Consider the following 13,926-nt stretch of genomic DNA (forward strand, 5'->3'; position numbering starts at 1 on the left):
CCGCGTCGACGTCTGGTGGCCGCCGGGCTCAGTTCCTGCGGCCCGGCACCAGCCCGTCCAGGTCGAGCGTGATCGTGAACGGCCTCGTGGTGCGCAGCTCGCGTCGATGGATCGCGGTCGGCACGTACGACCGGGTGGGCTCGTCGAGTTCGTAGACGTGGACCACGGGTGCCCCGTTCTCCTCCTCGATACGCCAATAGTTGGCGATGCCGGCTTCCGCGTACTTCCGTAGCTTGACGGTGCGGTCACGGTGGGTCGACTCCGGCGACACCACCTCCACGACCAGGAGGGTCTCCTCGGGGACGTAGAGGTCCGAGACGGATCGTACGGTGCTGCCGCTGCCACGAGGTCGGGCTCGGGACGGTTCCATCTGTCGAGCCGGACCGTGATCTCCCGGTCGACCTCGACGCCTGGCGGTGCCTGACTGGTCAGGTCGACGTCCGACCCTCCCGGTACGGTCGCGCCATGGTCACGACGTTGACGCCCGCGCTCCCGGACGGCCGCAGCGGCGGGCGGATCGGCGGCGCACCGCCGGTGGCGATCGAGTCCGATCCGGTGCTGGCGACGCACCGCTACCTCCTGACGCTCCCGGCCGACTGCGCGTCCTGGACGGGCGGTCGTGAGGTGTCGGTGCTGCTGCGCGAAGGGTTCGAGATCACCGACGACGACCTCGAATATCCGGGCATGGCGATGCGGGCCGTCCTGCACCGGCCGTCGCCACGGGGCTCGCGTACGGAGCTCGGCTGGCCCGGGCTGCGCTGCGCCGCGTTGACGGAGTGCGACGGCGACGTCGTTCCGTTCGTACGCCTCGGCACCGAACCGGTGCTCATCCAGAACGAACCGGGTTACGCGGACGCGGTGCTCGCCGACGGGCACGACTTCCTGTTCCAGGTCGACGAGGAAGGCTGGCCGGTGGCAGGCGAACTGGCGGACATGGTCGAGTCCTACCTCTGGGGATACGGCTCGGTGTACTTCTACGGCACGCTGCGGGACGACGGTACGGTGGACGAGGTCGTGGCCGGGTTCATCGACTTCTGAGGCCGCCGAGGCCGCCGCCATCCGCATGATCAAACGGCTGTAGTACGCCGGCACACCCCGGGGCCGGGGCAGGTGCCCCGACCCCGGCCGGTCCACCCCTCAGCGGCGGTAGACCGAGATGTGCGACGTGCTGGTGTCGTCGAACGGGTGCCGGTGCCAGTCGGCGTACCGCTCGACGAGGCGCAGGCCGGCCCGGTGGGCCAGCTCGTCGATCTGCTCCGGCCAGCAGTAGCGCATCGCGAAGGGTTCCAGGTGCACGCCGTCGCGGTCGAAGGTGATGGTCTGCCGGACGAAGGTCTGCGCCGCCCGGTCGTACTGGTGCAGCCGGATGGTGGCCGAGTCCTCGGTCACCGACCGCATCTGCACCTGTTCGTCCCGGTCGAAGCCGGCCGGGTCGGGGACGAACGCCTCGACGACGAACTCGCCGCCGGGGGCCAGCACCCGGGCCACGTTGCGCAGGCAGTCCTGCTGCCGCTCGGCACGGACCAGGTTGAACAGGGTGTTGAACACCAGGTAGACCAGCCGGTACGGGCCTGTCACGGGCACGTCGGCCATGTCGCCGATGGTGACCGGGACGCCGTCGCCGCCGGGCTTGGCGCGCAGCTTCGCCACCATCTCCGGTGACGCCTCGACCCCGTCGACGGGTACGCCCCGGGCGGCGAGCGGTAACGCCACCCGACCCGTCCCGACGGCGAGTTCGAGCACCCGCCCGTCGCCGGCCCGTTCGGCGAGGAAGTCCACCGCCGGGCCCGGGTCGGGGTTGCCGGGGCTGTCGTACCTGTCGGCCCACATCCTGCCGAAGTGGCCCGGATCATCGAACACCGACATCAGCGACCCCCGTTCGGGGTGCCGGCCGGTCCGGTGTCACCGGCGCATGGTCGCGCCGTCACTGCCGTGGTGCTGGTGGTCACGAAGCCTCGATTCCCGCTGCTGGTCGATGGTGGGTGCCTGGGTGGACCTCGTGGCGTACGACATGTCGTCTGCTCCCTCCGGTCGGCTTCGTCCCCAGCCAAGCAGCGGGCCGGTCAGCGGGGCAACCCGGTTTCCGGCCGGGTCAGGTCGAGCGTCCAGTGCCGGGTACGGATGACCTGGTCGTTGAACTCGACGTCCTCCTCGCCGAGCAGGGTGAACCCGAGCGACCGGCAGATCGCGTTCGACGGGGCGTTGCCGACCGCCGGGAAGGCGTGCACGGTGTCCTCCCGTCCCTCGGTGCGGGCCTGGTCGAGTAGCGCGCGTACGCCCTGCTTGGCCAGTCCCCGGCCCTGGAACTCGGGCAGCACCATCCAGCCGACCTCGGCGACCGCCCCGTCGTCCGGCCCGCGCCAGAGGGTGACGGTCCCGGCGACCGTGTCGTCCACCACGATCATCTTGATCAGTGCGACGCCGTCGGCGGCCAGTCGGGCGTCCCGGCGGACCTGCCGGGCCACGTGGGCGGCCGGCAGCGGCCCGCCGAGTTCGACCATCATCGCCGGGTCGCAGCGCATCCGCTGGTACGCCTCGACATCGGTGGCCAGCACGTCACGCAGGAACACGCCGCACCAGCCCCCGATGACCATTGTGGAGAGTCGTCCGCATGGGCCCGAGTATTCCAGGGACCGGGGCCGGCCGGGTGTCAGACGGAGCGGGCCGGGGTGAGAACCTGGGCCAGCCGGGCCAGTCCGTCCTCACCGTGACCGGCGGCGATGGTCCGTTCGATGACGGACCGGGCGGCGCGCAGCATCCCAGAGTCGATCCCGTGGGCGTCGGTGGCCTCGATGACGTGGGTGATGCTCGCGCCGACCGAGGCGACGGTGGACCGGTCGCCGGGGAACTGGTCTGCGGCGATGTCGTCGGCGAAGCGGCCGACCAGCTCCGCGAGCATCGGGGCGATCCCGGCGGCGTACCGGGCGAACGACCGGGGGTCGATGCCCTCCGCCGAGGCCAGCGCGAAGGCGTGCAGCAGGCCGGTGACCGCGGTGCCGAACAGATCGAACAGCGCCATCTCGTACGCCGCCGTCGCCCCCGGGTCCGGGCCGAGGTGGGCGGGTGTGCCGCCGAAGGCCGCCAGGGTGGGCATGACCGCGTCGACGGTGGGCCGGTCGCCGCACCAGAGCGTCACGGCGGCCGGTGTGCCGATCGTCGGCGTCGGGGTCAGGATCGCGCCCTTCACCAGGTCGACGCCGTTGCCTTCGGCCCATTTCGCCAGCTTGCGCGCCTCGTCCGGTTGACCGGTGGTGACGTCGATGACGGTCCGGCCGGCCCAGTCGTCGTGCGCGGCGAGCACCGAGTCGACCGCTGCCGGGCTCCGCAGGCAGGTGACCACGACGGCGGCGGCCCGGACCGCCCCGGCAACGGTCGGCGCAGCCACCGCGCCCCGCGTGACGAGGGGTTCGGCCCGCTCCGGCGTACGGTTCCACACGATGGTCGGAATGCCGGCCGAGATCAGGGCGGTGGCGAGGGCCTGCCCCATCGGGCCGAGACCGAGCACCGCCACCGGGTCGTGGTGCGTGAGTTGTCGATCGCTCATGCCGGCGACGGTAGACGTTCACGTTGACGTGAAGGTCAAGTCCGCGCTCTCCTGTACGGCATGCGGATCGGTGAACTGGCCCGGCGGGCCGGGGTGAGCACCCGGGCCCTGCGCTACTACGAGGAGCAGGGCCTGCTACGGCCGGAACGGCGGCCGAGCGGCTACCGCGACTACGGCGAGCAGGCCCTGGCCACCGTGCGGCGGATCCAGTTGCTCCTCTCGGCCGGGCTCGGGACGGCCGTGATCGCCGAGATCCTGCCCTGTGTGCCGGACGACACCACGGTGCTCGCCCCCACCTGCCCCGAACTGCTCGACGGCCTCGCCGAGGAACGGGCGCGGATCACCGCGGCCATGCAGCGGCTCGCCGCGGCCCGGGACATCCTCGACTCCCTCATCGCCACCGGCGCCCCCGACCCGCCAACGGTGAGGCGGGACGGGGCGGCGTGTCGGCGGGCGGGGGCAGGTCAGGAGATGTAGTGCAGGATCACGTTGTGCACGTGGTGGCTCTTCTGCGCGCCCCGGAACTCCACCTCGTAGGTGTGCGTGCCGACGTGTACGGCGATCGCGCCGGTGGAGAAGAACTCCCCGCCCCACGACTTGTTGCTCACCACGCTCACGCTGGTGATCTTCGAGTACGGGATGCTGGTGATCGCGAACTTCTTGCCCACGAACGAGCGGTCCTGGATGATCACCCGCCGGTCGGTCAGGCCGATGAACCCGGTGCCGGTGCCGATGGCGTCGTAGACGGCGATGATCTGTTCCCCGTCGAGCAGTCCACTGCGGATCTGCTGGAACTGCTCCTTGCGGTCGTACGTCACATTTGCCATGGGTTCCACGGTAGGAAGTGGGCGCCAGCGTCGGCCGTTGCCTGCCCGTCCGCCCGGTCGACTAGTCTCCCCATGCCTGGCCGGACGCGGGGCGACGGGGGAGGGAAGCGGTGTGACCAGCGAACGTTCCGAGACGCAGCCCGCCGACGAGTCGCGGCCGGTGCCGCCGACGACCGCGGCCGGCACCGCCGACGCGGCCCCGCCCGACGCGACGCCTCCGGCTCCCGGCGGTGCCGACGCGGCCAACGGCGGTGCCGACACGGCCCCGGGCGGTACCGGGGACGCCGAGGCGGGCCCGGCGTCGCATGCCGTGCCCGACTGGGAGCCGTGGCCGCAGCGCCCCGCAGTCCGGGGCCGGCTGAACCGGCTGGCCGTGGTGACGCTGCTGCTCGGCCTGCTCGGCGGGGTGCTGGCACCGGTCACCGCCGGGTTCGCGCTACGCCGGATCAGGCGGGACGGCGAGCGGGGGCGGGGGCTGGTGATCGCCGGCCTGGTGCTGCTCGGTGGCTGGGTGCTGGCCGGTCTGGTGGCGCTGGGCGTCACGATGACCGGTTCCGACCCCGACCCGGGGCTGCGCGGGCTGCGGGTGGGGGACTGTTTCCGGGTGTCCTCCGGTGCCACCGCCAGCCGGACCGCCCCCGAGAAGGTCACCCGGGTGGCCTGTGACACCCCGCACCACGCCGAGTACGTCGACGACTTCCCCGCCTACGAGCGCTCCACCGACGAGCGGTACCCGGGTGCGGCGGCGCTCTCCCAGCGGGCCGAGACGCTCTGCCGGCAGCGGCAGCGCAGCTACGTGGTGGACCCGCTGGGACTGCCGACCGAGGTGCGGCTGAGCTGGTTCCTGCCGACCCGGGTCGACTGGTCCACCGACCCCACCATCACCTGCTACCTGACCTCCCCGGCGGGGCTGTCCCGGTCGCTGCGGATGGACACCACGGTGCTCGACCCGGCGCAGCTCGGCTACCTGCTGGCCAGCCGGGACTGGACCGAGGCGCGGGCCGCTCTGGTGGCCAGTGCGCCGACCAGCACCCCGGCCGGGCTACGAGACGCGGTGCGTCGGGCCGAGACCATCCACACCGACATGTGGTTCCGGCTGCGCCGCGAGACCTGGCCGGAGGCGGTCCGCCCGGCGATGGAGCGGCTGCTCACCGAGATGGAGCAGGACGAGCCGGCCTGGCGGGACGCCGACGGCGAACCCGACCGGGGCCGGCTGCTCCAGGTGGTCGCGCAGGCCGGGCAGCATCCGGACCCGGCCACCGAGCTGGCCGTACGCCAGGCGCTGGGGTTGCCGACGGCGCAGGGTGAGCCGATGCGCTGAGCTGACCGAGGGTGGTGTTCCGACCACTCGGCGCGGACGGGTCGGACGTTTCGCCGAGGGGGCGGGCCCCGGACGGCTCTAAGCTGGCGGGGAGGGTGCGGCTGGCGACGACGGGGGTCGACGATGACGGGAACCGCCGGTCACCCGCGGCCGGCTGGTCAGTCCGCCGTCACCGCGCGGTACGCGTCCTCGATCCGGGCGGCGAGCAGCACCTCACCCTCGGTGAGCGGCTCCCCGTCGCCGTGCCCGACCCGGATGCGGGTCTCGGTGTCCCGCCGGCTGATGTCCGGTCGCAGCCGCAGCGCGTCCGCGACGACCTTGACCCGTTCGGTGAGCGCGGCGTGCTGGCTGTCGTCCATGACCAGGGTGCGGCGGATCTGCTCACCGTCGCGGGTCCACCCGTGCAGGAGCGTGAGGGCGTCACTGAGATAGTCGTGCTTGCTTCGACTGGTGAACAGCGCGCGCATCACCGCACCTCCCAGGCGCCGTTGCCGGCTTGTGGCCAAATCGTCGCCGTCCCGTGTCCTCGTGGTGCTATCAGTCTGTCGACCTGATGGCGGTGTGTCCACGCCCACACTTCCGTCTCTTATTGGCCTACCGGTCGGCCACGGTACCCAAACCGACGATTGATCTGGCACGCTGGACGCCCGTGCAGACCGAACGGAGTAGCGGTAACGGACCGACCGACCGGCGCGAGCCGAGGGTGGTCGTGGGAGCGGCGATCATCTCCGCCGGGCGGGTGCTCGCCTGTGCGCGTACCGCGCCCCCCGAGGTCGCCGGCATGTTCGAGTTCCCCGGCGGCAAGGTCGAGCCGGGCGAGAGCGAGACGGCGGCGCTGGTCCGTGAGTGCGCCGAGGAGCTGGCCGTCCGGGTGGAGGTCGGCGACCGGATCGGCCGCGACGTCCGGATGGCCCACGGCCGGTCGGTGCTGAAGGTGTACGCGGCACGCCTGCTGCACGGCGACCAGCCGCGCGCACTGGAACACTCCGCGCTGCGCTGGCTGACCGCCGACGAACTACACAGTGTCACCTGGCTCCCCGCCGACGTGCCCATCGTCGCCGCCCTCCGCCCGCTGTTGGCCGCCGGCTGACGGCGGCGGGTGCCCGGCCGACACGGCGACGGGGGTCGACGGCGTGTGCCGTCGACCCCCGTCGACCTCGTCGTGCCCGTTGCGGCGGATGTCGCGCCGCAGCGATGCCGGCCGTCCCGGCCCGTGCCGTTCGCCCGGCCCGTGCCGTCAGGCCGGCCCGGTGCCTGTCGTGCCGGTCTCGTGCCCGTCGGGCCGGTTCAGTGCTTGTCGTCCTGGCTCGGGTGGGCGAAGTTCAGGTGCTCCGGCGGCAGCGGGAAGGTGACGTCGTCACCGAACGGCGACGGGGCCGCCGCCCGGTCGAAGGTCAACTCCGTCAGCGGGAGCTTGCCCCGGTCGTCGACCGCCGGCATGGTCGGGTGCGGGACCTCGCGGTGCCAGTTCACGCCCTGCTGGGCCTGGGCCTCCGCGGCCGGGTCGCCGGAGCCGCCGGCGTGCGAGTGGACTCCAGCCTGACGTGCGCCGCTGTGCACCACGGACCCCTTTCCCGCGCTGTTCGCGGTGCTCTGGGGCGTCTCGCCCCGACGGAAGATCTTGCTACCGAGCCATACCAGGGGATCGTACCTGCGGTCGACGACCCGTTCCTTCATGGGGATGATCCCGTTGTCGGTGATCTTGATGTGCTCGGGGCAGACCTCGGTGCAGCACTTGGTGATGTTGCAGAAGCCGAGCCCCTGCTCCTGCTGCGCGTACTGCTTGCGGTCGGTCTTCGCGTCCAGCGGGTGCATGTCCAGCTCGGCGGCCCGGATGAAGAACCGGGGGCCGGAGAAGGCCGGCTTGTTCTCCTCGTGGTCGCGGATCACGTGGCACACGTTCTGGCACAGGAAGCACTCGATGCACTTGCGGAACTCCTGCGAGCGTTCCACGTCGACCTGCTGCATCCGGTACTCACCAGGCGCCAGGTCGGCCGGCGGGGCGAAGGCCGGCGTCTCGCGCGCCTTCTCGTAGTTGAACGAGACGTCCGTGACCAGGTCCCGGATCACCGGGAAGGTACGCAACGGGGTGACCGTGACGGTCTCGGACTCCTCGAACGTCGACATCCGGGTCATGCAGCTCAGCCGGGGCTTGCCGTTGATCTCCATCGAGCAGGAGCCGCACTTGCCGGCCTTGCAGTTCCACCGGCAGGCCAGATCCGGCGCGTCGGTGGCCTGGAGCCGGTGGATGACGTCGAGGACGACCTCGCCCTCGTTCACCTCGACCGAGTAGTCCTGGAGGTCACCGCCGGTCTCGTCGCCCCGCCAGATGCGGAACTCCCTCTTGCTTCCCATCAGTTCGCCTCCTCGCCGACGGCGTCGACGTCGGCCAGCTCCTCGTCGGTCAGGTACTTGGCCAGCTCGGTACGGTCGAAGAGGCCGATCAGCTCGGCCCGCATCTTCGGCAGCGGCTTGTGCTCCAGCCGGACGGTGTCACCGTCGAGCGTGCAGACCAGGTTGATCCGCCGCCAGCGGGGGTCCATGGTCGGGAAGTCCTCCCGGGTGTGCCCGCCGCGCGACTCCTGCCGCTCCAGCGCCGCCTTCGCGGTGCACTCCGAGACGACCAGCATGTTGCGCAGGTCCAGCGCCAGGTGCCAGCCCGGGTTGTAACGCCGGCCGCCGGCCGCGCTCACCTTCGCCACCCGCTCCCGCAGCTCGGTCAGCCGGCGCAGCGCGTCGACCAGCTCGCCCTCCCGGCGGATGATGCCGACCAGATCCCCCATCACCGCCTGGAGATCCTGCTGGAGGGTGTACGGGCTCTCCCCGGTGTCCCGCTGCAACGGCGCCAGCGCCGTCTCCACGGCGGTCTCCACCGCGGCCACCGGCACCTTCGGGCGCGAGGCCAGCTGATCGGTGTACGACGCCGCGTGTCCGCCCGCCCGCTTGCCGAAGACCAGCAGGTCGGACAGGGAGTTGCCGCCCAGCCGGTTGGAGCCGTGCATGCCGCCGGAGACCTCACCGGCGGCGAACAGCCCCTGCACGGTGCCGAACGCGGCCCCGGAGTCCGGGTCCACCTCGACGCCGCCCATCACGTAGTGGCAGGTCGGCCCGACCTCCATCGGCTCAGCCGTGATGTCGACGTCGGCCAGCTCCTTGAACTGGTGGTACATCGACGGCAGTCGACGGCGGATCTCGTCGGCCGAACGCCGGGAGGCGATGTCCAGGTAGACGCCGCCGGCCGGCGTACCCCGACCGGCCTTGACCTCGCTGTTGATCGCGCGGGCGACCTCGTCGCGGGGGAGCAGCTCCGGCGGACGTCGGTTGTTGTCCGGGTCGGTGTACCAGCGGTCGGCCTCCTCCTCGGTCTCCGCGTACTGCTTGCGGAAGACGTCGGGGACGTAGTCGAACATGAACCGCTTGCCCTCGGAGTTCTTCAGCACGCCGCCGTCGCCCCGGACCGACTCGGTGACCAGGATGCCCTTCACCGAGGGCGGCCAGACCATGCCGGTCGGGTGGAACTGGAGGAACTCCATGTTGATCAGCGTGGCCCCGGCGCGCAGCGCCAGCGCGTGCCCGTCCCCGGTGTACTCCCAGGAGTTCGAGGTGACCTTGTAGGACCGGCCGACCCCGCCGGTGGCCAGCACCACCGCCGGGGCCTCGAACAGGATGAACTCCCCGGACTCCCGGTAGTAGCCGAACGCCCCGGCCACCCGGTCCCCGTCGAGCAGCAGTTCGGTGATGGTCGTCTCGGAGAACACCCGGATCCGGGCCTCGTAGTCGCCGAGGTCGCGCTTGTCCTCCTGCTGGAGGGAGACGATCTTCTGCTGGAGGGTGCGGATCAGCTCCAGGCCGGTGCGGTCACCGACGTGCGCCAGCCGGGGGTACTCGTGCCCGCCGAAGTTGCGCTGGGAGATCTTGCCGTCCTTCGTCCGGTCGAAGAGCGCCCCGTACGTCTCCAGCTCCCAGATCCGCTGCGGCGACTCCTTCGCGTGCAGCTCGGCCATCCGGAAGTTGTTGAGGAACTTGCCGCCGCGCATGGTGTCACGGAAGTGCACCTGCCAGTTGTCCCGGCTGTTCACGTTCCCCATCGCGGCCGCCGCGCCGCCCTCGGCCATCACGGTGTGCGCCTTGCCGAACAGCGACTTGGAGATGATCGCGGTCTTCTTGCCGGCGAGCCGGGCCTCGATCGCCGCGCGCAGGCCGGCGCCGCCGGCCCCGATCACGACGACGTCGTAGTGGTGTCGTTCGATGCGAGTGGTAGTGGTCATGTCGCCGCGCCCTCTAGTTGATGAACCGCAGGTCGGTGAACCAGCCGGCGGCGATGGCCATCACGTAGAAGTCGGTGAAGGCCAGCGTGCCGAGGGTGATCCAGGCGAGCTGCATGTGCCGGGTGTTCAGCTTGGACACGAACGTCCAGGCCCGGTACCGCACCGGGTGCGCGGAGAAGTGCTTGAGCCGCCCGCCGATGATGTGCCGGCAGGAGTGGCAGGAGATCGTGTACGCCCAGAGCATCACCACGTTGACCAGCAGGACGATGTTGCCCAGCCCGAAGCCGAAGCCCTCCGGCGAGTGGAAGGCCAGCACCGCGTCCCAGGTGTTGATCAGCGAGATGATCGCGGCGGCGTAGAAGAAGTAGCGGTGCAGGTTCTGCCCGAGCAGCGGGAACCGGGTCTCCCCGGAGTAGGACTTGTGCCCGTCGGGAACCGCGCAGGCCGGCGGCGACAGCCAGAACGACCTGTAGTACGCCTTGCGGTAGTAGTAGCAGGTCAACCGGAACAGCAGCAGGAACGGCAGGGTCAGCGCCGCGTCCGGGATGATCCACCAGCCGGGCAGGAGAGTGCCGAAGTGCGAGGAGCCCTCGACGCACCTGTCGGTCACACAGGGGGAGTAGAACGGCGTCAGGTAGTGGTACTGGTCCACCCAGTACCACTTGTGCATGAACACCCGGACGGTCGCGTACGCCACCCAGGCGCTGAGCCCGACGACGGTGATCAGGGGGGCGAACCACCAGCGGTCGGTCCGCAACGTCTTCGCCGCGATGGCGGCGCGCGCCCGCGCACCCCGCGGCTTCGTTGCCGTTGATGTCATTCGAGTCGTCTTCCTGACGGGACGGGCCCTCGCGGGCGGCGGTTCACGTTCCGTGCCGGCCAGTGGACCGGCCGGACCGTGTCCACTGCCGCGTCGTGCGCAAGCAGGCGACCACGCCGAAACATCGGCGCAGCTAAGTGACACACGTTACGCCGATCATCACGTTCGGGCCGCGCAACGCAGTGTCCCGTGTGTCCCGCACCTTGGAAAGACCCGAACCATGATCAATGTGTAGTCGGCGTCAGTCGGCTGCGCGGGCGCTGCGGCACCGTCAGCCCGACGCGCCGCCGGTGAAGTTCCACGAGGCCAGCCGCAGTGCCGGCCCCTCCCACCAGCCGCCGTCGAACCGGTCCGGCTGGCGGACCGGCCGCCGGCCGAGGCCGAGCACCGCCCCCGGCCCCAACGCCCGGGGGTACGCCTCGGTGAACCGGAGGTTCCGCACCGCCCGCACCGGCACGCCGTCCTCGACCAGCCACACCCCGTTGCGGGTCAACCCGGTGACCACCAGGCTCAACGGATCGAGCACCCGGGTGTACCAGAAGTCGCTGACCAGCAGCCCTCGGGCCATCGGCGCGACCAGTGCGGCGGTGTCCGCGTCCGCCACCGCCCCCGCGACCGGGCCGCCGGCCGGGTCGCCGCCGACCGCCGGGTCCACCGGGTCGCCGGCCGACCCGGGCATCAGGAGATTGCGGGGGATCGGGCCGAAGGTGGCGCCGCCCGGCGTCCCGTGCCCTGTCGACGACGTGCCCGCCCCGGCGGCGCTGCGCCGGTCGTGGGCCACCGCGCGGGTGGTGCCCGCCTCGACCAGGGTCAACGCCGTACGCGGGGTGCCCTCCAGGTCGAACGGCATCGCCCCGCCGTACGTCGGGTCGTCGACCAGGGTCACCGCCGGATCGAACTGGGCGACGCCGGGCCGGGCGAACGACTGGCCTTCGACGTGCCGCTTGCCGTTGAAGCCGTACCAGGCGAGATTCTGTAGCAGGTCGGCCACGGCGGCCGGTTCGAGGACCACCTCGTACCGGCCCGGGGGCAGCTCGACCGGGTCGGCGGCGGCCCGTGCCTTCGCCGCCGCCCGCGCCCCCAGGGCCGCGCCGTCCAGCTCGTCGAGGCGACCGGCGCAGAGCCGGGCCACCCCGTCCGCGCCGTCCACCCGGGCGATGCCGTCCATCGCCGCCTCGGTGGTGCGCCCCTGCGCCGACTGGCCGGCCGAGTTGGCGAACGCCCCCGACCGGTACGCGGTCCGGCAGTACCCGGCCGCCTCCAGCCCGCCCACCGCGTCGACGAAGGCGCGCACCCGGTCGGCCCGGGCCGCCGGCTCGGCATAGGCGGTGGCCTCGTCGAGCAGGCCGTTGGAGTGCACCGCCGACGGCGGGGTCAGCCCCGGCCAGGCCGGATCGGGCGGGCAGAGCCGGGCGGCGGCGAGGGTCCGCCCGACCAGGGCCCGCAGCCCGTCGGGGCCGATCAGGCTGCCGCCCCCGGCGGCCGTCCGACCGTCGACGTGCACCCGCAGCCGGACCGTCACCTGCGACTCGGCAACGTTCTGGTGGATGAACGAGTTGGCGAACCGGGTCAACGCCAGATCGTGCCGGACGACGGTGACCTCGGCCTCGGCGGTCGGACCGGCGATCTCGTGGACCAGCTCCACCACCCGGGCGGCGACGTCCAGCTCGGTCGCCCCGGTGTCGCGCAGGCCGGTCATGCCCGCACCCCCACCCGGACGCCCCGGAACCGGGCCGGCGCCGCCGGATGCCCGGTGTGCCCGATCTGGCCCGGCTGGCCCTTGCCGCAGTTCGGGGTGCCCCACGGGACGATCTCGGAGGAGAGCATGTCCATCGACTGCCAGAACAGTGGGCCGATGCCGGTGTAGGTGGGGTTGCGCAGCATCCGGCCGCGCCGGCCGTTGCGCACCTCCCAGGCGATCTCACAGCCGAACTGGAAATTCAGTCGTCGGTCGTCGATCGACCAGGACCGGTTGACGTCCATCAGCACCCCGTCGTCGGTGGCCGCGATGATCTCGTCGAGGGTGTGCGGGCCGGGTTCCAGGCCCACGTTGGTCATCCGCACCATCGGCAGCCGGGACCAGCCGTCGGCGCGTACGCTGCCGCCGTGACCGAGGCCGGCGACGGCGGCCGAGTCCCGGCCGGCGAGCACCCCGACCCAGCGGCCCTCGCGGACCGCGTCGCGCTTCACCGCCGGGGAGCCCTCGTCGTCGAAGCCGAAGCTGCCCAGCGCGCCGGGGATCGTCGGGTCGATGGTGACGTTCATCAGCTCGGAGCCGTAGCGCAGCGACCCGAGCTGGGCCAGGTCGAGCCAGGAGGTGCCGGCGAAGGCGGCCTCCCAGCCGAGGATGCGGTCCAGCTCGATGGCGTGCCCGACCGACTCGTGGATCTGCAACGCGAGCTGCTCGTCGCCCAGGATCAGGTCGGTCTCGCCGGCCGGGCACTCCGGCGCGGTGAGCAGCGCCCGGGACTCGTCGGCGATCCGGGCGGCGTGCCCGGTGAGGTCGAGCGACTCGACCAGCTCCCACCCGGTGGTGCCGTACTGGCCCCGGTAGCTCGGCCAGGAGCGGCGCTGGGTCTCGTGCTCGCCGATCGAGGTGGCCGAGATGCCGCCGCCGCACTCGCGGATGTGCTGGTCGATGCGGTGCCCCTCGCTGGAGACGAACCACTTGCGGGTGTCCCAGACCTGGTAGAGCCCCTGGGCCAGGTCGGCCCCCTGCCCACGGGCCGCCTCGGTGGCCCGGACCAGCAGGTCGCCCTTGTCGGACAACGGCACGCCGAGCGGGTCGACCGCGCAGTCGGAGGCCCAGCTCGCCACCACCGGCTCGGCCGGGGTCAGCGTGATCGGTGGGCCGGGCACCCGGGCGCTCGCGGCGGCGACCTGGGTGGCCCGCCGGCCGGCCGCGCGGGCCGCCGCGTCGGACAGCTCGGGTACGGCGTGGAAGCCCCACCCCGACCCGACCAGCGCACGCACCCCCAGGCCGAGGCTCTCGTCCTGGGTCAGCTCCTCGATGTCGCCGTTGCGCGCGGACATCGACTCGTAGCGCAGGTGCATCACCCGGGCGTCGGCGTACCGGGCGCCCGCGTCGAGAGCGGCCTGGACGGCTGCGGACGCCGCATCGAACTCGGTCATGGACCGACCCTAGG

15 protein-coding genes are annotated in these 13,926 nt (G+C 72.0%); 4 read left to right on the plus strand and 11 right to left on the minus strand.

What is annotated here, in order from left to right:
• Positions 1-28: 28 nt before the first annotated feature.
• Positions 29-370 (minus strand): Uma2 family endonuclease, encoded by a 342-nt coding sequence (locus ACWCHM_RS00895; RefSeq protein WP_454221267.1) that lies wholly within the window; start codon positions 368-370, stop codon positions 29-31.
• 95 nt (positions 371-465) lie between these two features.
• Between ACWCHM_RS00895 and ACWCHM_RS00900 the strand changes: the two genes are divergently transcribed.
• Entirely contained in the window at positions 466-1,038 is a 573-nt protein-coding gene (locus ACWCHM_RS00900; RefSeq protein ID WP_454221268.1) for a hypothetical protein, read from the plus strand.
• 99 nt (positions 1,039-1,137) lie between these two features.
• Here ACWCHM_RS00900 and ACWCHM_RS00905 read toward each other — a convergent pair whose 3' ends face one another.
• The 3 genes from ACWCHM_RS00905 to ACWCHM_RS00915 all read right to left on the minus strand — a co-directional run bounded on the left by ACWCHM_RS00905 (position 1,138) and on the right by ACWCHM_RS00915 (position 3,544).
• Positions 1,138-1,866, minus strand: coding sequence for a class I SAM-dependent methyltransferase (locus ACWCHM_RS00905; RefSeq protein ID WP_204957806.1), 729 nt, complete (start codon positions 1,864-1,866; stop codon positions 1,138-1,140).
• Positions 1,867-2,063: 197 nt separating this feature from the next.
• Positions 2,064-2,570 carry a GNAT family N-acetyltransferase gene (locus tag ACWCHM_RS00910; RefSeq protein ID WP_204957807.1) on the minus strand — a complete coding sequence of 169 codons (507 nt, stop codon included), beginning with the start codon at positions 2,568-2,570 and terminating at the stop codon, positions 2,064-2,066.
• A gap of 80 nt (positions 2,571-2,650) precedes the next feature.
• Positions 2,651-3,544 carry an NAD(P)-dependent oxidoreductase gene (locus tag ACWCHM_RS00915; RefSeq protein ID WP_454221269.1) on the minus strand — a complete coding sequence of 298 codons (894 nt, stop codon included), beginning with the start codon at positions 3,542-3,544 and terminating at the stop codon, positions 2,651-2,653.
• A gap of 60 nt (positions 3,545-3,604) precedes the next feature.
• On the opposite strand from ACWCHM_RS00915, the gene ACWCHM_RS00920 reads away from it, so the two are divergent.
• Entirely contained in the window at positions 3,605-4,021 is a 417-nt protein-coding gene (locus ACWCHM_RS00920; protein WP_454221270.1) for a MerR family transcriptional regulator, read from the plus strand.
• On the opposite strand, the gene ACWCHM_RS00925 is transcribed toward ACWCHM_RS00920, so the two are convergent.
• A complete protein-coding gene (locus tag ACWCHM_RS00925) occupies positions 4,009-4,371 on the minus strand; it encodes a PH domain-containing protein (protein WP_088647519.1) in 363 nt (120 codons plus the stop codon). The genes ACWCHM_RS00920 and ACWCHM_RS00925 overlap by 13 nt on opposite strands.
• Positions 4,372-4,483: 112 nt before the next feature.
• On the opposite strand from ACWCHM_RS00925, the gene ACWCHM_RS00930 reads away from it, so the two are divergent.
• The gene (locus tag ACWCHM_RS00930) at positions 4,484-5,692 is read left to right on the plus strand and encodes a septum formation family protein (protein ID WP_454221271.1); all 1,209 of its coding nucleotides are present in this window, start codon (positions 4,484-4,486) and stop codon (positions 5,690-5,692) included.
• A gap of 158 nt (positions 5,693-5,850) precedes the next feature.
• On the opposite strand, the gene ACWCHM_RS00935 is transcribed toward ACWCHM_RS00930, so the two are convergent.
• The gene (locus ACWCHM_RS00935) at positions 5,851-6,159 is read right to left on the minus strand and encodes a 4a-hydroxytetrahydrobiopterin dehydratase (RefSeq protein ID WP_204957811.1); all 309 of its coding nucleotides are present in this window, start codon (positions 6,157-6,159) and stop codon (positions 5,851-5,853) included.
• A 182-nt stretch (positions 6,160-6,341) separates the two neighbouring features.
• On the opposite strand from ACWCHM_RS00935, the gene ACWCHM_RS00940 reads away from it, so the two are divergent.
• The gene (locus ACWCHM_RS00940; RefSeq protein ID WP_204957812.1) at positions 6,342-6,782 is read left to right on the plus strand and encodes a (deoxy)nucleoside triphosphate pyrophosphohydrolase; all 441 of its coding nucleotides are present in this window, start codon (positions 6,342-6,344) and stop codon (positions 6,780-6,782) included.
• A 197-nt stretch (positions 6,783-6,979) separates the two neighbouring features.
• On the opposite strand, the gene ACWCHM_RS00945 is transcribed toward ACWCHM_RS00940, so the two are convergent.
• From ACWCHM_RS00945 to ACWCHM_RS00965, 5 genes are all read right to left on the minus strand, one after another.
• On the minus strand, positions 6,980-8,047 hold the full coding sequence (locus tag ACWCHM_RS00945) for a succinate dehydrogenase/fumarate reductase iron-sulfur subunit (protein ID WP_204957813.1): 1,068 nt from the start codon (positions 8,045-8,047) through the stop codon (positions 6,980-6,982).
• The gene (locus ACWCHM_RS00950) at positions 8,047-9,960 is read right to left on the minus strand and encodes a fumarate reductase/succinate dehydrogenase flavoprotein subunit (RefSeq protein WP_204957814.1); all 1,914 of its coding nucleotides are present in this window, start codon (positions 9,958-9,960) and stop codon (positions 8,047-8,049) included. The genes ACWCHM_RS00945 and ACWCHM_RS00950 overlap by 1 nt, the downstream gene beginning before the upstream one ends.
• A gap of 13 nt (positions 9,961-9,973) precedes the next feature.
• Positions 9,974-10,780, minus strand: coding sequence for a hypothetical protein (locus ACWCHM_RS00955; protein WP_204957815.1), 807 nt, complete (start codon positions 10,778-10,780; stop codon positions 9,974-9,976).
• Positions 10,781-11,051: 271 nt separating this feature from the next.
• Positions 11,052-12,479, minus strand: a complete 1,428-nt coding sequence (locus tag ACWCHM_RS00960; protein WP_454221272.1) for a TldD/PmbA family protein — start codon at positions 12,477-12,479, stop codon at positions 11,052-11,054.
• Positions 12,476-13,912: a TldD/PmbA family protein gene (locus ACWCHM_RS00965; protein WP_454221273.1), complete on the minus strand. Its 1,437-nt coding sequence runs from the start codon at positions 13,910-13,912 to the stop codon at positions 12,476-12,478. The genes ACWCHM_RS00960 and ACWCHM_RS00965 overlap by 4 nt, the downstream gene beginning before the upstream one ends.
• Positions 13,913-13,926: the final 14 nt, after the last annotated feature.

The organism is Micromonospora sp. SCSIO 07396, from assembly GCF_053667945.1.

Coding starts and splice junctions, on each gene's coding strand:
- ACWCHM_RS00895 (WP_454221267.1), bottom strand. CDS start 370: ATGGAACCGTCCCGAGCCCGACCTCGTGGCAGCGGCAGCACCGTACGA.
- ACWCHM_RS00900 (WP_454221268.1), top strand. CDS start 466: ATGGTCACGACGTTGACGCCCGCGCTCCCGGACGGCCGCAGCGGCGGG.
- ACWCHM_RS00905 (WP_204957806.1), bottom strand. CDS start 1,866: ATGTCGGTGTTCGATGATCCGGGCCACTTCGGCAGGATGTGGGCCGAC.
- ACWCHM_RS00915 (WP_454221269.1), bottom strand. CDS start 3,544: ATGAGCGATCGACAACTCACGCACCACGACCCGGTGGCGGTGCTCGGT.
- ACWCHM_RS00920 (WP_454221270.1), top strand. CDS start 3,605: ATGCGGATCGGTGAACTGGCCCGGCGGGCCGGGGTGAGCACCCGGGCC.
- ACWCHM_RS00925 (WP_088647519.1), bottom strand. CDS start 4,371: ATGGCAAATGTGACGTACGACCGCAAGGAGCAGTTCCAGCAGATCCGC.
- ACWCHM_RS00935 (WP_204957811.1), bottom strand. CDS start 6,159: ATGCGCGCGCTGTTCACCAGTCGAAGCAAGCACGACTATCTCAGTGAC.
- ACWCHM_RS00945 (WP_204957813.1), bottom strand. CDS start 8,047: ATGGGAAGCAAGAGGGAGTTCCGCATCTGGCGGGGCGACGAGACCGGC.
- ACWCHM_RS00950 (WP_204957814.1), bottom strand. CDS start 9,960: ATGACCACTACCACTCGCATCGAACGACACCACTACGACGTCGTCGTG.
- ACWCHM_RS00955 (WP_204957815.1), bottom strand. CDS start 10,780: ATGACATCAACGGCAACGAAGCCGCGGGGTGCGCGGGCGCGCGCCGCC.
- ACWCHM_RS00960 (WP_454221272.1), bottom strand. CDS start 12,479: ATGACCGGCCTGCGCGACACCGGGGCGACCGAGCTGGACGTCGCCGCC.
- ACWCHM_RS00965 (WP_454221273.1), bottom strand. CDS start 13,912: ATGACCGAGTTCGATGCGGCGTCCGCAGCCGTCCAGGCCGCTCTCGAC.